The 21,278-nt window shown below is 70.1% G+C and carries 14 protein-coding genes and 1 pseudogene; 13 read left to right on the forward strand and 2 right to left on the reverse strand.

Annotated features, from left to right (window positions below; genetic code table 11):
- Positions 1-12 precede the first annotated feature (12 nt).
- The 12 genes and pseudogenes from WMF17_RS07335 (at position 13) to WMF17_RS07390 (ending at position 16,131) form a co-directional block, all read left to right on the forward strand.
- The gene (locus tag WMF17_RS07335; RefSeq protein ID WP_437648766.1) at positions 13-2,745 is read left to right on the forward strand and encodes a DUF4118 domain-containing protein; all 2,733 of its coding nucleotides are present in this window, start codon (positions 13-15) and stop codon (positions 2,743-2,745) included.
- Between the two features lie 13 nt (positions 2,746-2,758).
- Positions 2,759-3,463, forward strand: coding sequence for a response regulator (locus tag WMF17_RS07340; protein WP_437648767.1), 705 nt, complete (start codon positions 2,759-2,761; stop codon positions 3,461-3,463).
- A 365-nt stretch (positions 3,464-3,828) separates the two neighbouring features.
- Complete coding sequence (locus WMF17_RS07345; RefSeq protein ID WP_437648768.1) at positions 3,829-4,542, forward strand: YcnI family copper-binding membrane protein; 714 nt, start codon at positions 3,829-3,831, stop codon at positions 4,540-4,542.
- Between the two features lie 16 nt (positions 4,543-4,558).
- The gene (locus tag WMF17_RS07350; RefSeq protein WP_437648769.1) at positions 4,559-4,834 is read left to right on the forward strand and encodes a hypothetical protein; all 276 of its coding nucleotides are present in this window, start codon (positions 4,559-4,561) and stop codon (positions 4,832-4,834) included.
- Positions 4,807-5,628: pseudogene (locus WMF17_RS07355) on the forward strand (oxidoreductase); the annotation flags it as partial. The gene WMF17_RS07350 and the pseudogene WMF17_RS07355, both read left to right, overlap by 28 nt.
- Before the next feature lie 327 nt (positions 5,629-5,955).
- A complete protein-coding gene (locus tag WMF17_RS07360; protein ID WP_437601247.1) occupies positions 5,956-6,159 on the forward strand; it encodes a hypothetical protein in 204 nt (67 codons plus the stop codon).
- 389 nt (positions 6,160-6,548) lie between these two features.
- The gene (locus tag WMF17_RS07365) at positions 6,549-7,556 is read left to right on the forward strand and encodes a hypothetical protein (protein ID WP_437601248.1); all 1,008 of its coding nucleotides are present in this window, start codon (positions 6,549-6,551) and stop codon (positions 7,554-7,556) included.
- A 111-nt stretch (positions 7,557-7,667) separates the two neighbouring features.
- On the forward strand, positions 7,668-8,936 hold the full coding sequence (locus WMF17_RS07370) for a sigma 54-interacting transcriptional regulator (protein WP_437648770.1): 1,269 nt from the start codon (positions 7,668-7,670) through the stop codon (positions 8,934-8,936).
- A gap of 614 nt (positions 8,937-9,550) precedes the next feature.
- Entirely contained in the window at positions 9,551-11,866 is a 2,316-nt protein-coding gene (locus WMF17_RS07375; protein WP_437648771.1) for a family 2 encapsulin nanocompartment cargo protein terpene cyclase, read from the forward strand.
- A 21-nt stretch (positions 11,867-11,887) separates the two neighbouring features.
- A complete protein-coding gene (locus WMF17_RS07380) occupies positions 11,888-13,294 on the forward strand; it encodes a family 2B encapsulin nanocompartment shell protein (protein WP_437601251.1) in 1,407 nt (468 codons plus the stop codon).
- 96 nt (positions 13,295-13,390) lie between these two features.
- The gene (locus WMF17_RS07385) at positions 13,391-14,791 is read left to right on the forward strand and encodes a family 2B encapsulin nanocompartment shell protein (RefSeq protein WP_437648772.1); all 1,401 of its coding nucleotides are present in this window, start codon (positions 13,391-13,393) and stop codon (positions 14,789-14,791) included.
- Between the two features lie 245 nt (positions 14,792-15,036).
- Entirely contained in the window at positions 15,037-16,131 is a 1,095-nt protein-coding gene (locus WMF17_RS07390; protein ID WP_437648773.1) for a hypothetical protein, read from the forward strand.
- A 171-nt stretch (positions 16,132-16,302) separates the two neighbouring features.
- On the opposite strand, the gene WMF17_RS07395 is transcribed toward WMF17_RS07390, so the two are convergent.
- Together WMF17_RS07395 and WMF17_RS07400 are read right to left on the reverse strand one after the other, a co-directional pair.
- Positions 16,303-18,315 carry a bifunctional serine/threonine-protein kinase/formylglycine-generating enzyme family protein gene (locus WMF17_RS07395; RefSeq protein ID WP_437648774.1) on the reverse strand — a complete coding sequence of 671 codons (2,013 nt, stop codon included), beginning with the start codon at positions 18,313-18,315 and terminating at the stop codon, positions 16,303-16,305.
- A 163-nt stretch (positions 18,316-18,478) separates the two neighbouring features.
- Positions 18,479-19,582, reverse strand: coding sequence for a hypothetical protein (locus WMF17_RS07400; RefSeq protein WP_437648775.1), 1,104 nt, complete (start codon positions 19,580-19,582; stop codon positions 18,479-18,481).
- Between the two features lie 464 nt (positions 19,583-20,046).
- Between WMF17_RS07400 and WMF17_RS07405 the strand changes: the two genes are divergently transcribed.
- A complete protein-coding gene (locus tag WMF17_RS07405) occupies positions 20,047-21,261 on the forward strand; it encodes a DNA polymerase IV (protein ID WP_437648776.1) in 1,215 nt (404 codons plus the stop codon).
- Positions 21,262-21,278 lie beyond the last annotated feature (17 nt).

Raw genomic sequence — 21,278 nt, forward strand, 5'->3', positions numbered from 1 at the left:
GAGGCGCCGGCCGTGGACGCACGCGACGATCGGCCGGATCCCGAGGCGCTGCTCGCCGCCGCCCGCGAGGAGGAGGAGCGCGAGCGGAAGGGCAAGCTCAAGATCTTCTTCGGCGCCGCGCCCGGGGTCGGCAAGACATTCGCGATGCTGAAGGCGGCGCGTTCGCTCCGCGAGGAAGGGGTCGACGTCGTCGTCGGGTGGGTCGAGACGCACGGGCGCGCCGAGACGGAGGCGCTCCTCGATGAGCTCCCACAGCTGCCACGCCTGCAGGCGATCGAGGTCGAGCACCGCGGCAGGACGCTGCGGGACTTCGACCTCGAGGCCGCGCTGAAGCGCCGTCCGAAGCTCCTCGTCGTCGACGAGCTCGCGCACACGAACGCGCCCGGGCTGCGGCACCCGAAGCGCTGGCAGGACGTCCTGGACCTCCTCGACGCCGGGATCGACGTCCACACCACCGTCAACGTCCAGCATATCGAGAGCCTGAACGACGTGGTGGCGCAGGTGACCGGCGTCGTGGTCCGGGAGACGGTGCCCGACTCGATGATCGAGCGCGCCGACGAGATCGAGCTCATCGACCTGCCCCCGGACGACCTCCTCGAGCGGCTGCGCGAGGGCAAGGTCTACCTCTCGGAGCAGATCGAGCGGGCGGCGAGCAGCTTCTTCCGCAAGGGCAACCTCATCGCCCTGCGCGAGCTCGCGCTGCGTCGCACCGCCGAGTGCGTCGACGGCCAGATGCGCGGCTACATGCGCGCCCACGGGATCCAGCAGACGTGGGCCGTCGCCGAGCGGATCGTCGTCTGCGTGGGGCCGAGCCCCATGTCGGCGCGGCTGATCCGGGCGACGCGGCGGATGGCCGGCAGCCTGAAGGCGGAGTGGCACGCGGTCTACGTGCAGACGCCGGCGCAGGCGCGGCTCTCCGAGGCGGATCGCGGGCGGGTCGACCGGAACCTCGCGCTCGCCGAGCGCCTCGGCGCCAGCACGGTCCAGCTCCACGGCGCGGAGGTCGCCGCGGAGGTCCTGCGGTACGCCAGGCGCCACAACGTCAGCAAGATCGTCGTCGGCAAGCCGACCCACCCCCGCTGGAAGGATCTCGTCTACGGCTCGCTGCTCGACGATCTCGTGCGCCAGAGCGGCGGTATCGACGTCTACGTCATCCAGGGGACGGCGGAGGCTCGCCAGCCTGATCCCGGGCCGCCGGAGCGGCGCCCGGTCAGGCCGCTGGCCTACGCCTGGAGCGCGTGCGTCGTGGCGCTCTGCACGCTGGTCTCGTGGCTCATGCACCCGTTCTCCGACCTGGCGAACCTCATCATGGTGTACCTGCTCGGGGTCGTCTTCGTCGCGAGCCGCTTCGGGCGGGGTCCCGCGGTGGTCGCGTCGGTGCTCGGCATCGCGGCCTTCGATTTCTTCTTCGTACGGCCGTACCTGACCTTTGCGGTCGGCGATCTCCGGTATCTCCTCACGTTCGCGATCATGCTGATCGTGGCGCTCTTCATCGCCGGCCTCACCGCGCGCATCCGCCGGCAGGCCGCGAGCGCCGGTGAGCGCGAGCAGCGCACCGCGGCGCTCTACGCGATGAGCAGGGAGCTGACCGCGCTGCGCGGGATCGACAAGCTCAGCCTGGCGGCCGCGCGCCACGTGCGCGACGTCTTCGAGGCCGACGCGGCCGTCCTCCTGCCCGGCCCCGACGGCCGCCTCGCCGTCCGGGCGGGGACGGCCGAGGATCTGGCCTCCAGCGAGGAGGAGCGGGCGGTCGCGGAGTGGGCGTATGCGCGCGGCAAGTCGGCGGGGGCCGGGACGGACACCCTCCCGAGCGCGGGCGCGATGCACCTGCCGCTGGAGGGCTCCTCCGGGCCGATCGGTGTCCTCAGCGTCCGCCCGCGCCTGCCGTCGTCGTTCCTCGACCTGAGCCGGCGCGAGCTGCTCGGCGCCTTCGCCACGCAGACGGCGCTCGCGCTGGAGCGCGCCCTGCTCGCGCGGGAGGCCCAGGGCGCGCAGCTCCGCGCGCAGGCGGAGGAGCTCCGCAACGCCCTCCTGAGCTCCGTCTCGCACGATCTGCGCACGCCGCTCGCCACGATCACCGGCGCCGCGGGCGCGCTGCTCGACGATGGCGACGAGGGGGCGGCGCTCGGCCCGGCGGCGCGGCGCGATCTGACGCAGACGGTGCTGGAGGAGGCGCAGCGGCTCGAGCGCCTCGTCCGCAACCTGCTGGACATGACGCGGCTGGAATCCGGGGCGCTCGCGGTCAAGAAGGAGTGGCTGCCGCTCGAGGAGGTCGTCGGGGCCGCGCTGAACCGGGTCGAGGAGCGCCTCGAGGGACGGGAGGTCTCGATCGAGCTGGACCGGGCGACTGGGCTCGTCCCGATGGATGGCGTGCTGATCGAGCAGGTGCTCATCAACCTGATCGAGAACGCGCTCAAGTACTCGCCCGCCGGCAGCCCGATCGCGATCCGGGGGTTCACGGAGGGGGACGCGGCGATGCTGGAGGTCATGGATCGCGGTCAGGGCATCGCGCCGGGCGAGGAGGAGGCCGTCTTCGAGAAGTTCTACCGGGGGCGCGGCCACGGCCGCCAGGGGCTCGGCCTCGGCCTCACGATCTGCCGCGGCATCGTGGCCGCGCACGGCGGGCGGATCACGGCGGAGAACCGGCCTCACGGGGGCGCGATCTTCCGCGTTGTGTTGCCCATCGAGGGCCGCCCGCCGGACCTCGCCGGCTCGGAGCTGCCCGCAATGGCGGGCGATTCATAGCGTGGCCGGGCGAATGTCGGACGCGTCCCTCCTCGTGCTCCTGATCGAGGATGACCCGCAGATGCGGCGGTTCCTCCGCGCGATGCTGGCGGCCCGAGGCTACCGGCTCGTGGAGGCCGAGACGGGCGGCGAGGGGATCGCCCAGGCGACGACGCGCAATCCGGATCTCGTGCTCCTCGATCTGGGGCTCCCCGATATGGATGGCCTGGAGGTGACCCGGCGGCTCCGGGAGTGGAGCGCTGTCCCGATCATCGTGCTGTCGGCCCGGGGCCAGGAGCAGGACAAGATCGACGCGCTGGACGGCGGCGCCGACGATTACCTGACGAAGCCCTTCAGCGCGGGCGAGCTGCTGGCGCGGCTGCGCGTGGCGCTGCGCCACGCCGCCCGCGCGGCGCGCGGGGCGAACGCGGAGAGCTCGAGCTTCCAGGTGCAGGACGTCGAGGTCGATCTCGCGCGGCGGGTCGTGCTGCGGGCGGGCGAGGAGATCCACCTGACGCCGATCGAGTACAAGCTGCTCACGACGTTGATCCGGCACGCGGGGAAGGTGCTGACGCATCGCCAGCTCCTCGGCGAGGTGTGGGGCCCTGCGTACGCGGGGCAGACGCACTACCTGCGCGTCTACATGGCGCAGCTCCGGCACAAGCTGGAGCGCGATCCCGCGCGGCCGCAGATGCTGATCACCGAGCCCGGCGTGGGCTACCGGCTGAAGGGGGCTTGAGCAAATACCGATCTCGGTGGGTCAAGGGCGCCGGCAGAATTCCGACGACAGCCGACAGACGTCGTGATCTTGCGCCTGGGCAGCTCAGCTGCCCCGAGGAGACCGTTTCCGGTGCCGGAGGGGCAGCTCAGCAGCAGGCGGTCCCCGGCGATCCGGCGGAAAACGGTGGTCCAACCGGCGTGCCGTGGCGCGCCCGGCCTCCTCGGCGGCGAGGCGTGCGCCGGAGCACATGGATGCCGCTCCTCGTCCGGGACACGTTCTGCGGCAGCGTGGCCCGGTCGTCGAGCACTGCGACAACAGGTCGCATTTCCAACGGATGGCGGCCCCACTAGAGTGCTGGAGCTTTCCCTGGTGGAGGTCTTGAGATGAAGAGGGCGTTGCAGAGTTGCCTGATTGTTGCAGGCTCGTTGTTCACCGTGGCCGCCGCACAGGCGCACATCTCCGTGTCGGGCCCAGCGTTCGCCGGCGCCACCCATGAGGCCATCTTCGGTGTCGGCCACGGGTGCGACGGCGCGGATACCTACCGGGTGAGGGTCCAGATCCCGGCGGGCGTGACGGCGGTGCGCCCGATGGACAGCACGTTCGGCAAGGCCGCCCTGGAGAAGGACACCGAGGGCAATGTCACGGCCGTCGTCTGGACCAAGCCCGTCGCCGACGTGCTCCCGGCGGACACGAACTATTACAAGCTGGCCGTGCGGTTCAAGGTCCCGGACGCGCCGTTCCAGATGCTGTACTTCCCCACCTTCCAGACCTGTCGCACCGCGGACGGCACCGAGACGATCACCGAATGGGTGGACACCGCCGGCGAGCACGGCAGCCACGACGCAGACGCGGGCACCCCGGCCACGAGCCCAGCGCCGTCGCTGGCGGTCCTGCCGCCGCGCTCGCCCGGGTGGAACAAGTACACAGTGAACGAGCATGTCCACGACCTCTCGGTCTTCCAGGACGCGCTCATCGTCTGGGCGGGGAAGGCGGCGTACAGCCCCAACCCGAACACCCAGAGCCTGATCATGACCGAGCCGGATACCGAGGTGCTGACGATGATCCATCCAGGCACCGAGATCTGGGTCAAGTACTGAGCGGGGGAGGCAGACCATGCGACCGTGGCTCCTCCTGATCGCCGCCTGCGCGCTCTGCGCCTGCTCCGACGACACGCGCCCGCCCCCGCGCGATCCAGGAAACGACGCCGGGGACAGCGGTACATCCGGCGCCGGCCCCCAGCCCGACGCCGGTGACCAGCCCGACGCCGGTGGCCAGACCGACGCCGGGCCGGACGCGGCGTCACCGACGTCGCCGCTCGAGCGCTTCCCCGAGCTGCCGCGGCCGCCCGCCGGGAGGTTGCCGGACGACCTGAAGCCGCCGGTGCGCTGACGCGGGGAACGCCCCGCGACGGCCCAGGGGCGAACTGGCGGTGCCGAACCGCAGCGGCGGCAGCGGTGCTGCGCGAGGCGATCGCGATCGGCATCGACCACGTCGACACGAGCGACGCCTACGGGCCACACGTCACGAACCAGCTCATTCGCGCCACGCTGCATCCGTATCCCAGGAACGTCGTGATCGTGTCGAAGCTCGGTGGGCGGCGTGGCGCGGACAAGTCGTGGCTCCCGGCGCTGTCGCCCGCCGAGATCCGCGCCGACCTCCAGGACAACCTGCGCCACCTCGGGCTCGACGCGATCGACGTCGTGAACTTGCGCATGATGAGCATGACGCCGACGGAAGGCCCGCTCGACAAGGAGCTCGCCGTCCTCATCGAGCTCAAGCGCGAGGGGCTCGTTCGCCATATCGGCCTCAGCAACGTGACGGCACGTCAGGTCGAGCAGGCGCAAGCGCTCACCGAGATCGTGTGCGTGCAGAACCACTACAACCTGGCGCATCGCGGAGACGACGCGCTCATCGACGCGCTGGCGAAGCAGGGCATCGCCTACGTGCCGTTCTTCCCGCTCGGCGGCTTCACGCCGCTCCAGTCCTCGACGCTGTCGGAGGTCGCGAACGAGATGGGCGCGACGCCGATGCAGGTCGCGCTCGCGTGGCTGCTGCACCGCGCGCCGAACATCCTGCTCATCCCGGGCACGTCGTCGGTCGCGCACCTGCGCGAGAACGTGGCCGCGGCGTCGCTCGTGCTGCCGGCAAAGAGCATCGCCGCGCTCGACGGAATCGCGCGTTGAAATAGATGGTCTAACCAGCAAGATTCGTGGTTCATGATCTCGTGAACGTGCGTGGACATGGCCAATCCATCAACAAGATTCATTGACAAGATCCATGCCGGAGACGGACGGCTGAGGTGCGCGTCCACGGGCGCCTGGGCAACCTCGACCGTCGGGATCGGGCCAGGAGAGCCCGGGCCGCCTCCTGGAACACCCTCCTCGAGCCAGGTCGGCGCGTCTCCGACCTCGTCGAGCTCGGATGCGCGCCAGGCCTGCCCGCTCGGCGGCGCGGCACTTGACGAGCGCTGTCGTGGCCGCAGGGTCTCTCGCATCGGGAGGGATGAACCCATGGCACACCCCGTCGGAGAGAAGCTGCACTGCGACGACTGCGGCGCGCAGATCGTGTACCTCGCAGCGTGCGACTGTCCCCCGCAGGAGCAGAGCAAGCACTTCAACGTTTGCTGCGGCAAGGAGATGCGCAGCCTTGGCGTCGTATCCGAGGCCGAGCGGCACGCGATCGCCGCGATCGCGCCGAAAAAGTCCGCCGCCTGAGAGGTACTGAGCACGTACCGAGCACCCGGGGGTAATGCTCAGATTTCAACATGAAGGCGGGAAGGCGGGAAGAAAAGATCAATGATCTTCCCGCCTTCCCGCCTTCATGTGAACTCTCTCCGGGCAAATGTGAGCACTACCCACCCGGGTGGGGGCGCTTGTACGCGCCTCCCCTCCATGGATCTCTCGTTCAGCGCTCGGCGGCCCCCGCGGTCCGGGGCGGCGCGCGCGCGGGCACGGTCGCGCGATCGCGATCGCGCCGGGCAGCGCCGGGCGCGATCGCGATCGGACTTCCGGGCTGAATCGCGGCCCTAAGTCCACGAATTCACGTCAGATCTCGCCGGCACACGGGCTGCAACAGGCGGCGCTCGGAGAGGAGCCCGATGTCGATGATGCCCCGAAATACCTCCGATACGTCCGTCACATTCTCGCTTGCCGAGCTCGCGGAGCTCGAGGAGGCGCGCGTGCGGGAGGAGCACCTCCAGCGCGCCAGGGCGCGCGAGCAGGAAGCCCGCGAGCAGCGCGAGGCGGAGGCGCGCCGGCGCGCAGCGGAGGCGGCGCGGGCCGCCGCCGAGGCAGAGGCGCGGGCGCGGCGCGAGCGGGAGCAGGCCGAAGCGGAGGCGCGCGCCGAAGCGCGGGCGCGGGCGGCGCTCGAGGTCGCGCGCATCGAGGCCGAGGCGAAGGCGCGCCTCGAGGCCGACAGCGCGGCGCGCGCGCACGAGCTGGCCGTCGTCCGCGCGCGCGCCGAGGGCCGGCGCCGCAGCCTTGTGCACGCGCTCGCCGCCGCGCTCGGCGTCGTGCTGTGCGGCGGCGCAGCGGCCGCGTACGGGGGCGCGCAGCACGTGGCGAGCCTCCAGCAGGAAGCCCGGCGGCTCCGCGACGCACAGGCGGCGCTGGCGGAGGAGCGCGCGAGCGCGAGGGCCGCCGAGCTCGCGGCCCTCGACCGGCGCCACGCGGCGCTGCGCGGCCGGCCCCTCGCCGACGACGCCGAGGAGGCGCGCGCGACCGCCGAGGCGGCGCGGAATGCCCTCGATCCGCGGGCGCTGGACCACGACCGGCTGCGGGCGTTCGGGGACGCGCTCGACGCGCTGGAGGCGCGGCTCGACGCGCTCGAGAGGATCGCGGCGCTCGATCGGCGCCACGCCGATCTCGCCGCCTGGGCCGCCGAGGGGCGGCGGACCGAGGCCACGACGGCGGCCCGGGTCGCCGCGGCGCGCGCGAGGGCGGCGGGCGCCGACGAGGGCGCGCTCCGCGCCTATGAGAGCGCGCTCGTCCGCCTGCGGGAGGCGCTCGCCCGGCCCGCGGCGCCGGGCCCGCAGCCGCAGGTCCGGCCCCCGCAGCCCGAGTGCACGAACCCGGGCGACCCGATCTGCGGGCTCGATGGGCGGCGTCTCTGAGGCGCTGACGCCGCGCTCCTCTCCCGGCGAACGACCGCGCCGCCGCCCCCCGGCGCGGCGCTTCCACGCTCCGGGCGTGCATGGCACCCTGCGAGGAGAATGGCCAAGGACGTGCCGAGCACCAGCGAGCACCGGAGCCCGGTGCGGCCCGAGGCCGGGCGGCGGCGGCCGGCGCTCGTGTGCGCCTTCCCGCGGCCCATGGCGTTCGCGCTGCCCGACTCCGGGTCCGTCATCGGCCGCGTCTGGCTCGCCGAGCGCGGCCTCGCCGACACGGAGGTGTCCGGCAGGCACCTGCGGATCGATCGCGCCGGCGGCGCGCTGCGCGTCGCGGACGTCGGGTCGCGCAACGGCACGTGGGTGAACGGATCGAGGCTCGCGCCGCGCGACCTCACGCCGCTCGATGACGGCGCGGTGCTGAGGCTCGGGCGCATCCTCTTCGTCTTCCGCGAGGAGCTCCACGGCCCCCTCGAGCCGGCGCCGCCCGTGGGCGGGCTCGTCGGTCCGTACGGCCTGCGCGCGGTCGCGCAGCCCCTCGCGGGCCTGCCGCGGAGCCGCCCCGGCAACGTGCTCATCGAGGGGGAGACCGGCGTGGGCAAGGAGCTCGTCGCGCGCGCCGCGGCGGCGGCGCTCGGGCGCGCGGCGCCGTTCGCGGCGGTGAACGTGGCCGGCGTCGCCCGCGGCGTCTTCGAGTCGCAGATGTTCGGCCACGTGGCGGGCGCGTTCTCGGACGCGCGCAGCGCCGCGCCCGGGATCGTCGTGGCCCACGACGGCGGGACGCTGTTCCTCGACGAGATCGGCGAGCTCGACCTCGATCTCCAGGCGAAGCTCCTGCGGCTCCTGGAGAACCGCGAGGTGCTGCCGGTCGGGGCGCAGCGGCCGGTCCACGTGAACGTGCTGGTCGTCGCCGCGACCCACCGGGACCTCGAGGACATGGTCGCGCGCGGGGCGTTCCGGCGCGACCTGTTCGCGCGGCTCGCGATGGCGCGCATCCGCGTGCCGGCGCTCCGCGAGCGGCGCGAGGACCTCTTCAGCGTGGCGTGCGAGCTCGCGCGGCGCGCGGGCGTCGCGCTCCCGGCCGAGGCGGTCGAGGTCGAGGCCATGGAGCGGCTGCTGCTCGATCCCTGGCCGAGCAACGTGCGCGGGCTCGACGCGGCCCTCGCGGAGGTGCGCCGCCTCGATCACGAGCCGGGGCTGCGGCTGTGGGCGCTCGAGGAGGCGCTGGGGAAGGCGCCGGACGACCAGAAGACCGCGCTCACGCAGGAGCGCGTCGAGTCCGCCCTCGCCGCCGCCGGGGGCAACGTGACGTCGGCCGCGGAGCGGCTCGGCGTCTCGCGAGGGAAGCTGCTGCGCTTCCGAAAGCGCACACAGCAAGGGGAGTGATCGCGCCACGTTCCCTCCACGAGGATTCCCGCCAGGGATCCGGAGAGAGCTTTCAACGCAAAGCCGCAAAACATCGGCGCTCTCGCTTCTGGGTCCTTGTCTGCCTGATCGCGGGATCAGCGGGCCCGGAGAAGCGATGCGTGAGGCGGCGACGCGAGCAAGCTGGCTGGAGCGCCATCCAGCGGCGCACCGGGTGCTGGGCGAGCGGCTCTCCGAGCAGCTGGACGCGGCGGTGACGGCAAACGAGCCGGCTGAGGCGTGGTTGCTGTCGGAGGCTCACAAGCTACGAAGTTGGCCCGGTTGATGACCGTGCCAAGGCTGGGACCGCCCGCGCGGCACAGGCGGTCGCCGCGGACGTAGCGCCGTAGCGGTTCCGCCCAAGGCAGAAGTTGTGAAGTTACCGCGGTCTGGGTTTTTGGTCACCAGTTTTTTGGTGGGACCCGCTGGCTGAACTAGATCCGTCCTGCACGAAGGATCCCGACCCGTCTGTACGGGCGAGCCGCACAAGCGCGTCGTCGCAAATCTGCGTGCGAGCGTCCGGGACACGCACCGCCAAAGACATTCAGGTCGCCCGCGTCGCCCCTATCGACGTCGCGCGAGAGAAGTCAGCGAACATGCAACCTTTCAAGCTGCCCGACTTCTACATGCCGCATCCGGCGCGCATCAATCCGCACCTCGAAGGCGCGCGCGCGCACACCAAGGCCTGGTCGTACGAGATGGGTATCCTGGAGGAGAACCCGCAGGGAAAACCCATCTGGACCGAGAGCGACCTCGACGCGCACGACTACGCGCTGCTCTGCGCGTACACCCACCCCGACGCGCCCGCGCCCAAGCTCGATCTGATCACGGATTGGTATGTCTGGGTGTTCTTCTTCGACGACCATTTTCTCGAAATCTACAAGCGCACCAAGGACATGCGCGGCGCGAAGGCGTACCTCGACCGCCTGCCGCTCTTCATGCCCGTCGTGCGCACGGGGACGCCGCCGGAGCCGACGAACGTGGTCGAGCGCGCGCTCGCGGACCTCTGGGCGCGAACCGTCCCGCTCACCTCGGTCCAATGGCGCGAGCGTTTCCTCGAGGCGACGAAGAACCTGCTGCTCGAATGCATGTGGGAGCTCGCCAATATCCAGGAGAACCGCGTCGCGAACCCGGTCGAATACATCGAGATGCGCCGCAAGGTCGGCGGCGCGCCCTGGTCGGCGGGACTCATCGAGATCGCCGTGGGCGCCGAGGTCCCGGCCGCCATCGCCGCGACGCGCCCCCTCGAGGTCCTGCGCGACACGTTCTCGGACGGCGTTCACCTGCGAAATGACCTGTTCTCGTACCAGCGGGAGGTCGAGGACGAAGGGGAAAACGCCAACTGCGTGCTCGTCTTCGAGCGTTTCCTCCGCGTCCCCACGCAAAAAGCGGCCGATTTGACGAACGAGATCCTGACGTCGCGGCTCCAGCAATTCGAGAACACGGCGCTCGTCGAGGTGCCGGCGCTCTGCGTGGAGCACGGGCTGACGCCGGCGCAAGCCCTCGACGTCGCCAGGTACCTGAAGGGGCTGCAGGACTGGCAGTCCGGCGGCCACGAATGGCACATGCGGTCGAGCCGCTACATGAACGAAAACGCGGACAAATCGGCGAGCGTCCCCGATCTCCTCGAGGCGCCGACGGGGCTCGGCACCTCGGCGTTCCGGATCAGGCTCACGCCCGGCGCCCTGGGTTTGCAGCGGATCAAGACCCTCACCCACGCCCCGTTCCAGCCCGTGGGCAGGTCGCCGCTCCCGAAGATTTACATGCCGTTCAAGCTAAGCTTGAGCCCGCATCTGCCCGCGGCGCGCCGGAACATCGTCGCGTGGGCCCGTAAGTTCGCGATGCTCGACGTCGTGCCGGGCGTCTTCGGCTCCGGGATCTGGGACGAGCGCAGGCTCATCGGCTTCGATCTCCCCATCTGCGCCGCGGGCATTCACCCGAACGCGTCCCCGCACGAGCTCGACCTGAGCTCGGCTTGGCTGACGTGGAGGACGTACGCCGACGATTATTTCCCGCTCGTGTTCGGCGCGACGCGAGACATGGCGGGCGCGAAACGGTTCAATGCCCGGCTCTCGATGTTCATGCCCCTCGACTGCGCGAGCGCCCCGGTGCCCGAGAACCCGGTGGAGAGCGGCCTCCTGGATCTCTGGAACCGTACAGCTTCCCCCATGTCGATGAACTCGCGGCAGTCGCTCCGCCGCAGCATCGAGACCATGACCGAGAGCTGGCTCTGGGAGCTCCTGAACCAGACCCAGAACCGGATCCCGGATCCGGTCGATTACGTCGAGATGCGCCGCAAGACGTTCGGCGCCGCTCTCACGATGGGCCTGCCCAAGCTCGCGCTCGGCGATGTGGTCCCGGCCGCGGTCTTCCGCACGCGGACGATGCGAGGGCTCGACAACACCACGGCCGACGTGGGCGGGTTGATCAACGATCTCTATTCGTACCGCAAGGAGATCGAGTTCGAGGGCGAGCTCAGTAACCTCGTGCTGGTCGTCGAGCGGTTCCTCGAATGCGACGCGCAGCGGGCCAAGGAGGTCGTCAATGACCTGATCACGGCGCGCGTGCTGGAGTTCGAGCACATCGTCGCGACCGAGCTGCCCCGCATCCTCGACGAATTCGACCTCGACAAGGCGGCCCGCGAGGCCGTGCTCGGATATGTCGAGAATCAGCGATCGTACATGGCTGGCGTCCTCAACTGGCACGTCGCGACGAGCCGGTACGTGGACGCGGAGCTCGAGCGCCACCCGATCGAACGGGCGATCGAGGGCGCGCGTGGGTTTGGCGCCTCTGCGGCGCGTATCAGCAGTTTCTTCGGCGCCGGAAGAGCCGGCGCCGCGGCGCCTGCTGCGAAGGTGGATCTTTCGATGGGTACGGCGCGGTCCGTGCCGGTGAAGCACGGGCGGTCCTAGCCGTCCGGGAAAGAGGAACTCATGTCTATCTCAGGGAAGTTGGGTTCGATCGATCAGCTGCCGACCAGCCTCGCGACGGCGGCCGCGAGGCAGCTCGCGACGACGACCAAGTCGGCGCCGCAGATGCAGGGCATCTCGTCGCGGTGGCTGCTCAAGCTCCTGCCGTGGGTGCACGTCAACGGCGTGTACCGCGTGAACCGCCGCCTGAGCTATGCGGTGGGCGACGGGCGCGTGACGTTCACGAACACCGGCGCGAAGATCCAGGTCATCCCGCAGGAGCTCTGCGAGCTGCCGCTCCTCCGCGGTTACGAGGACGTCGAGGTCCTCACCGCGCTGGCGAACCGCTTCGTGCAGCGTGAATACAAGCCCGGCGACATCATCACCGAGCGCGGCAAGGAGGCCGATCACATCTGCCTCATCGCGCACGGCAAGGTCAACAAGATCGGCACGGGCAAGTACGGCGATCAGACGGTGCTCGCGGTCCTCGCGGACGGCGACCAATACAGCTACAAGGCGCTCCTGGAGACGCAGGATTACTGGACGTTCACGGCCAAGGCCGTCACGGCGGTCACGGTGCTGACGCTCCAGCAGAACGTCTTCGAGGAGCTGGTCGCCCAGTACCCGTCGCTGAAGAAGCACCTCGACAACTTCAAGGCGCTCGCCGCGAAGAAGCAGGACGACACGGGCGAGGCGGCGATCGAGATCTCGGCGGGCCACTCCGGCGAGCCCGTCCTCCCCGGCACGTTCGTCGATTACGAGACCTCGCCCCGCGAGTACGAGCTCAGCGTGGCGCAGACCGTGCTCCAGATCCACTCGCGCGTCGCGGATCTGTTCAACGAGCCGATGAACCAGACGGAGCAGCAGCTCCGCCTGACCATCGAGGCCCTGAAGGAGACCCAGGAGCACGAGCTCATCAACAACCGCGAGTTCGGCCTCCTGCACAACGCCGACCTGAAGCAGCGCATCCACACCCGCAGCGGCCCCCCGACGCCGGACGACATGGACGAGCTCCTCGCCACGGTCTGGAGGGAGCCGTCGTTCTTCCTCGCGCCCCCGCGCGCCATCGCGGCGTTCGGCCAGGAGTGCAGCCGCCTCGGCATCTATCCGCAGAGCACCGAGGTGAACGGCAATCACGTCCCGGCGTGGCGCGGCGTGCCGATCTTCCCGTGCAACAAGATCCCGGTCTCGGAGACGCGGACGACCTCGATCCTGCTCGTGCGCGCGGGCGAGAAGAACCAGGGCGTCATCGGCCTGCACCATGCCGGCATTCCGGACGAGGTCGAGCCGAGCCTCAACGTGCGCTTCATGGGGATCAACGAGAAGGCCATCATCTCGTACCTCGTCAGCCTCTATTACTCGGCGGCTGTGCTGGTCCCCGACGCGCTCGGCGTCCTGGAGAGCGTCGAGATCGGACGCGCCCACGAATGAGCCGCGAGCGGTAGCCGCTCCGCGTGTGCCCCGTGCAAACGCGGGAGACACGCGGAGCGCTCTGCTCTCCGAAGCGCGCAGAAGGAAAGGTACGTCATGGCAAACGCCGATAAAGCTGGGATCGGGAACGAGGTGGAGCGTTCGAGCCTCGGGACGCTGGGGGCGCGAAAGCTCGCGACGACGACCAAGTCGCACCCGCAAATGCAGGGGATCACGCCCCGGTGGCTCTTGCGGGCCTTGCCCTGGGTCGAGGTCACGGGCGGCACGTATCGCGTGAACCGCCGCCTGAGTTATGCCGTCGGCGACGGGCGGTTGAGCTTCGGCAACGTCGGGGCAAAGGTGCACGTGATCCCGCAGGAGCTCTGCGAGCTGCCGCTCCTGCAAGGTTTCTCGGACGACGCCGTGCTCGACACCCTGGCGAGCCGGTTCATCCAGCGGGAGTACAAGCCCGGCGCGCTGATCGCCGAGCGCGGAAAGCCCGCGGAGACGATCTTCCTGCTCGCGCACGGAAAGGCCCAGAAGCTTGGCGTAGGCAAGTACGGCGCCGACACGATCCTCGACGTCCTCGCGGATGGGGACCATTTCGGGGATCAATCCGTCATCGATTCGAACGACGTCTGGACGTATTCGGTCAGGGCCGTCACGCCGTGCATCGTGCTCGAGCTCCCGCAGCGTGTCTTCGAGGAGCTCATCTCGCGATCCCCGGCGCTCCACGCGCACGTCGAGTCGCTCAAGGAGCGGCTGAAGAAGCCGCAGGACAAGCTCGGACAGGCGGCGATCGCGATCACCGCCGGTCACATGGGCGAGCGCGCGCTCCCGGGGACGTTCGTCGATTATGAGACCGCGCCGCGTGAATACGAGCTCAGCGTCGCGCAGACGGTCCTCCGGCTCCACACGCGCGTCTCGGATCTCTTCAATGATCCGATGGATCAGCTCCAGGAGCAGCTCCGCCTGACCGTCGAGGCCCTGCGCGAGCGGCAGGAGTACGAGCTCATCAACAACCGTGATTTCGGCCTCCTGCACAACGCCGACCTGAAGCAGCGCCTCCATCCCCGGAGCGGCCGCCCGACGCCCGACGACATGGACGAGATCCTCTGTCGGCGCCGCAAGTCGCAGTTTTTCCTGGCGCACCCGCGCGCGATCGCCGCCTTCCACCGGGAGTGCAGTCGCCGCGGCATCTACCCGGCCATCGTCGAGCTCTCCGGCGCGAAGGTCGCGGCGTGGCGCGGCGTCCCGATCCTGCCCTGCGACAAGATCCCGATCAACAAGGACGAGACGAGCTCCATTCTCGTCATGCGGACCGGGCGGGAGCATCAGGGCGTCATCGGCCTCCACCGCACGGGCCTCCCCGATGAGATCGAGCCCGGCGTCTCGGCCCGCAGGATGGAGACCGACGGGAAGGCCATTACCTCGCACCTTGTGAGCACCTATTACTCCGCCGCGGTGCTGGTGCCCGACGCTCTCGGCGTGCTTGAGAACGTCCAGATCGGGCGGTAGTCTCGGCGGCCTCGACGACTCTGCATCTCGACCTGCTCCTCCACAACCTCGTCGCGCTGTGCGGCGCGATCGTGGTGCTCCTGCTCCTCTCGGAGCTCGTGGTCCGGCTGATCCATCGGGGCTACGCCTTCGTCTTGCGCTCGCCGACGCTGGAGTAGGCTCGCCAGCTACACGCGGGGCGCATTTTACGTGAGCCGCCTCGCGACGGGGTTCGGATACCTCCTGAAATTTCAAGAGGACCACAGGTGAGCTTCATTACGCTGCCATATTCATCGGGCAACCGTCCGCCTCTTTATATTCGGCCTCGCGCCATCGAATTTTTGTTGCAGGAGGAGAAGGGGACGCTCCTCAATGACCTCCATGGACGACGTTACCTGGAAAGTCGCTCGATCGAATCCTTGTTGAGCGTCATCCAAGGGGATGAGCCATTCGTGGAAGTTCCATTCTTGAAGAGCTCGATGCGTGTGTGTGGATACATTCGCCTCGGCGCGATTGAGTACATTACGGCTGTTGGCGGCGCGACGAGGGTGCACACTTCAAGCGATCGGGATTACATGGCCGCAGAGTCGCCGAGCGAGTTGGTGGCCAGATTTCCCGACGAGATGTTCGATTGCATGCGCGGCGGCGAGGAACAGGTCGTTTATTTTCGGCGCGATCGATTGCTTGGAGTATCTCCCATTGAATGTTCGTCCACCTATGTCTACACATTCGACAGCCGGGAGCATGTGTACAGCGACCAGTTCGATCCGAATTGGGTAATGGGCATGACGGTCGCTCAGATCGAAGACGAACGAGCGTTTTTCCGGGCGAACCGGATAAAAGGCTTCCGGGTGGACCAGGGTGGAAATATTGAATTGCACGGGGCAGTCAAGCTTGCAGGCCTATCGGCTGAGGCTGTGCTGAAAGTGTGTCCGATCGCGCGTCCGGTGTCTTTTGCGCAATGCGCCGCCGGGCAAGGTGGATCGGAATATAGATACGATTGGGTGTTGGATCGGGACGCAATCGATGCGATCGTTCCGAGAAACCCTGGGTTGGGCTTGGACACCCGTGTCGGTACCCCATTTTTAGGTCTCGACACGGTCGATCCGATCGACGAGCTTATAGCTCATCTTGACTTGACGTCGTTTATTCGATTGGCCCGAAGCTCGGACGGGCGCGGCCCGAACGTTCCATCGGACTACAACAGACGGCATCCGTGGGCCTACTATCGTCCGGAATCTGTTCTGGCCATGGAAGCGGGAGTCCATGGGACAGCAATCGCGACGAGGACCAGTTCGCATATCGTCGATGAAGCACCGGAAGAAATTCTGCGTTCTTGTGTTGAGCCAGGGGTGCGATAGGGTGCTCTGCTCTCGGTGAAGGCAATGGGGGGGTCGATTGGATTCGCTGCTTCGGCCGAGCCTGCGGGCCTGATTCAAGGGCCGCTATCGCAAGCTGCTCAATCCTTGTAGCACTGGCCAGGTGGGTGCAGCCTGCCGCAGATGTCCTGGCAGGATCTCTGACCCGCAGAACTAAGGGGCCTTGGCGCAGCGGAAGCCGATGCTCCAGCCGCGCGCCGTGGGAGCGCTCGGGCGGCGGTGGGCGGAGCGCACGTACTGGCTCTCGACCGTGTCCCACCCGCCGCCGCGGAGCACGCGGCGGGAGTCGTCGCAGTCGTCCCTGGCGTAGGGGCAATAATGGCTCTCGGTCCACTCCCAGACGTTGCCGGCCAGGTCCAGGACGCCGGCGGGCGATCTCCCTGCCGGCGATCGTCCGACGGGGGCCGTCGCCGGGGCCGCGTCGCCGTCGTTGTACATGCGAGGCCACGGGCCCTTGCCCACCTTCTCTAGCCGCTCCGTCAGCATCCCGCTGCACTCCGGCCCGCAGGCGTTGAGGCGCTCGCCCGAGGGAGGCGAGTCGCCCCAGGGGTAGGTCCATGCGTCGTTGCCGCGCGCCGCGAGCTCCCACTCTGCCTCGGTGGGCAGCCGCTTGCCGGAGGCGGCGCAGTACGCCTTCGCCTGGTACCAGTCGACGCAGTTGATGGGGTGGTCCGGCGCGTCGGGGCCGTTGCAGAACTGGCTCCAGAAGGCGCGGCCGTTCGGCGTGAGCCCCTCCGACTCGACGGTTCGCCGCGGGCGCTCACAGGCCTCGCAGTCCGAGTAGGCCTTCACCGTGACCTCGGTGACGTCGAGACAGAACGCCTTCACGGTCACGCCGTGCCGCGGCGTCTCGTCGCTCGGCGTCTCCGCGTCGGCGACGGAGCCCATCTGGAGCTCGGCGTCCTCGATGAGGACCATGCCGCCCGGGCAGCCGCCCGACGCGGCCGGCGGCGGGCGCAGGAAGAGGTACACCCCCGCGCCCGCCGCGCACGCGGCGGCGAGCGGCACGGCGCGCCGGAGGCGGGGCGCGCGCGCGCCCGAGGGGCCCCGCGCCGCGGGCCGCTTCGCGCCGGGCGGGTGGAGCGCGGTGTGACCGGCCGCGGAGTCGGCGGCGGAGCCCGCCGTCGCAGGGGCGCCCGCAGGCGCGCCCGATGCAGCGAGCGCGCCCGAGGTCGCGGGCTCTCTCGCGAGCTCGCCCGCGCCGTGGGGGGCGCCCCGGAGATCGACCGGCGCGGCCATCGTCGTGGCGAACGCTGCGGGGTGATGGCGGTCAGCGGGCGCGTCGACCTCCACGAACGGCGCCTCCAGGGCGAGAAAGGCCTCGACCATCTCGCGCGCCGACTTGAAGCGGCTGCTCGGATCGACGGAGAGCGCCTTGGCGAACCAGTCGTCGATCGACGCCGGCAGGTCCGGCCTCTGCTCGGTGACGGGGCGGAACTTCCCCTTCAGGACCGCCGCGCCCACGGCGACGAACGAGCTGCCCTGGAACGGCTGCGCGCCGGTCAACGTCTCGTAGAGGACGACGCCGAGCGACCAGAGATCCGAGCGGAGATCGACGTCCTTGCTCCCCTCGAGCTGCTCGGGGCTCATGTAGGGGGCCGATCCGATCACCACCCCGGTCTCGGTGAGCGCGGGGTTCGCCGCCGGCGCCGCCGCGTCGCCCGCCATCTTCGCGACGCCGAAGTCGAGCACCTTGACGAAGAGCGGGTATCCTTTGCCCCCCTCCGTGATGAAGACGTTGTGGGGCTTGATGTCGCGGTGCACGATGCCGCGCTCGTGGGCGCTCTCGAGCGCGCTCCCCACCTGCCGCGCGAGCGACCTCGTGGTGGCGAAGCTGAGGCGGCCGCCGCGCTCGAGGAGCTCGGCGAGCGAGAACCCGCGCAGGAGCTCCATCACGAGGTACGGCACGGCGCCGTCGACGGCCCCGTAATCCATGACCTGCACGACGTGCGGGTGCGCGATCCGCGCCGTGGCCCTCGCCTCCCGGTGGAAACGCGCGACGAGGGCAGGGCTCTCCGCAACCCGCTCGGGACGGATGAACTTCACCGCGACGTCGGTGTCGAGGGCGAGGTGCCGCGCCGCCCACACGACCCCCATCCCGCCCTGCCCGAGAGGCCTCAGCAGGTGCAGCTTGTCCGCGATGACGGCGTCGGGTCGGAGCTCCACGATGACCGGGCGATGGTACCACCGGCGCGCCGGCGGCTGCACCGCGGCCGGCGGGAGCCTGCCGTCACCTGGGGATCAGCGCAGATGGCGGTCGAGGGGCGTGTCTACTCGCAGCAACCGGGGTAGATTCGCAGCTGGGAGCGGCGTCGGTCGGAGTGCCGCCTCAGTTCGTGTCCAGCTCGCAGACCGGGAAGCCGCCCTCCTCCAGCTCGCAGCTCGTGCCGACCGCGCACGGAAAGATCTCGATCCCCATCCGCGGCGAACAGATCCGCTCGGCGGACACGCCTTCCTCGGTGACGACGCAGTCGCCGGCCTCGGGCACGGACGAGCAGTCGTACGGCGTGGAGTTCGGCCGGAACCAGCAGCGCGGACGCGCGCCGGGGCCCTCCGCGCAGGCGGCGTACGCGGCGTCCGCCTCGACCGTGGGATCGATCTCGACAAGGCGCGCGTACGGCGGGACGAGACCGGGGATGTCGGCGCCGGGGTTTCGCACCGGGCACAGGGCGCCGGCGAAGATGGTGTCCACGCGGCACTGAGCCGCCATGTTGTTGACGTTGGTGCCCGTCAGGACCCTCGTCGACGGCGTGTCGGTCGATGCCGGCGTCCGGCCGAGCCAGACGCCGAAGTCGTTGGCGACCGCCGCGAGGCGGTAGCAGAGATCGCGCTCCGCGTCGCTCGCCCATACGCCGTCGCAGCGGGCTCTGGTCGCCGGCGACACCCGCGTCCGGTACGCGCTGTTCTCGTCGATGTCATCGCCCCAGATCCGGGCAAGGCAGTCCTTCGATGCGAAGTAGTCGGCCTGGCCCTCGGATGCGCTCACCGTGCCGAACTGGCCTTCCGCGAGCCCGTCCACCTGGGTGCGCTGCGGCGGACCGTCCTTGAACGGGAAGCCGCCAAGCGCGTGGCCCACCTCGTGGCAGCCGATGAATGTCGCGAGGTCGCGCGTGAGGCCGGCCCGGAAGAAGTCGGTCCCCACGACGATGTTCCAGGTGCGATCCGCGGCGATATCGATGTGCGTTGACGAGCCCATGACGCGTACGGTGAACTGCGCCCCGTGGGCCTGCGCGTCAGCGGCATAATCAGCCGCGACGCCTTCGACGATGAGCTTCACCTCCGACTCTGACACAGGCTCATCTCCGGCCAGCGCCATGACCGGCGCCTCGACCCCATCCAGATCCTCTCCCAGGCCTTCCGCAGGGGGGCTCGAGCACCCCATGATTGCGCTCGTGGCGATCGCCACGGCGAGGAAGGTTTCTGCACTCCGCATACCAACAACGACCATGATGCTCCTTTCGCCGCGCATGCTGCGCGGAACGGTGCGCGCCAACTGCAGCTCGCATGACGAGCGCCGCACCCGCTGCGGGACCACGACACAGGACAACTCCGTCAGAGCCAGATACGACTTTCTCATGGAGTCATCCCCCCTGCGTGCGAGGCACGGAGCGCCTCGACAGGAATGGCCGACGGCGGGCTCGACCCTCGAGGCCCGGCTGGGCCCTGCGTCGCTGCTCGGTTGCCTTGTGGATGCCGGCGCCCCCGGTCGTCCTTCGCTCGAATCGCGCGGGACGGCGTCGTTTTCTTGCTGCGTCGACCGGGATCTCGAGAAGCGGCGCGGTGCGCGCGCGGACGCTGCTGCGGAGGCGGCGCGGCGCGCCGTGAGGGATCAGGCGGCGGCTGGCCGTCGGGGCGGTTGATCCCGGCGCGCTCCCGGGGTGCGATCGCTCCCCCGCGATGCGCCAGATCCTCCACATCGACATGGACGCGTTCTTCGCGTCGGTCGAGCAGCTCGACGACCCGTCGCTGCGGGGCCGCCCGGTCCTCGTCGGCGGCGCCTCGCGGCGCGGCGTCGTCGCGGCCGCCTCGTACGAGGCGCGCCCCTCCGGCGCCCGCTCGGCGATGCCGATGGCCGAGGCGATCCGCCGCTGCCCGCAGGCGGTCGTCGTGCCCGTGCGGCACGCCCGCTACGCCGAGGTGAGCGCGCAGGTCTTCGGGATCTTCCGCCGCTTCACGCCGCTCGTCGAGGGGCTGTCGCTCGACGAGGCGTTCCTCGACGTGACCGCGAGCCGCGCGCTCTTCGGCGAGGGCGCGGCGATCGCGGCGCAGATCAAGCGCGCGATCCAGGGCGAGCTCGGGCTCACGGCCTCGGCCGGGGTCGCGTCGTGCAAGTTCGCCGCGAAGATCGCGAGCGATCTGCAGAAGCCCGACGGCCTCGTCGTGGTCCCCGAGGACGTCGCCGCCTTCCTCGCGCCGCTGCCGCTCGAGCGCATGTGGGGCGTGGGCCCGCGCGCGGCCGAGCGCCTCCGCGCGGCGGGGCTCGCGACCGTCGGCGACCTCGCGCGCTGCCCGGCGCCGCGCCTGCACGAGCTCCTCGGCCCGGCGTGGGGCGAGCACGTCCGGCTCCTCGCGGCCGGCGTCGACGACCGCGCGGTCGTCCCGGGCCGCGAGGCGGAGTCGATCGGCGCGGAGGAGACGGTCGAGGAGGACCTCCTGGGCAGGGAGGCGATCGAGCGCTGGCTGCTCGAGCTGTCGGGCCGCGTGGCGCGGCGGCTGCTCAAGGCGGGCCTGTCCTGCCGCGCGGTGGCGGTGAAGCTCAAGTACTCGGACTTCACGCTGCGGACGCGCCAGACCCGGCTGTCCGAGCCGGTCGGGGACACCGACTCGATCTACGCGTGCGCGCGGGGGCTGCTCTCGAGGTTCGACCTCTCGCGACCGGTGCGGCTCGTCGGCATCGCCGCGGGCGATCTGACGCGCCAGACCGGCGGCCCGACCCTGAGCCTGTTCCCCGTCGCCTCCGAGCGCCGCCGTCGGCTGGAGGGCGTCGTGGCGGAGGTGGCCGAGCGCTTCGGCGGGAAGGGGCTGACCCGCGCGGCCCTCCTGGATCGTGCGCCCGCGGACCCGCGCGGCGCGGTCCCCGGCGGGCGCGGGATCGCGCGAGAGAAGAAATAGACGGCGGAGCTCGTGTA

Origin of the sequence: Sorangium sp. So ce362 (assembly GCF_051519845.1) — a bacterium.
In the GTDB taxonomy this organism is placed as follows: domain Bacteria; phylum Myxococcota_A; class Polyangia; order Polyangiales; family Polyangiaceae; genus Sorangium.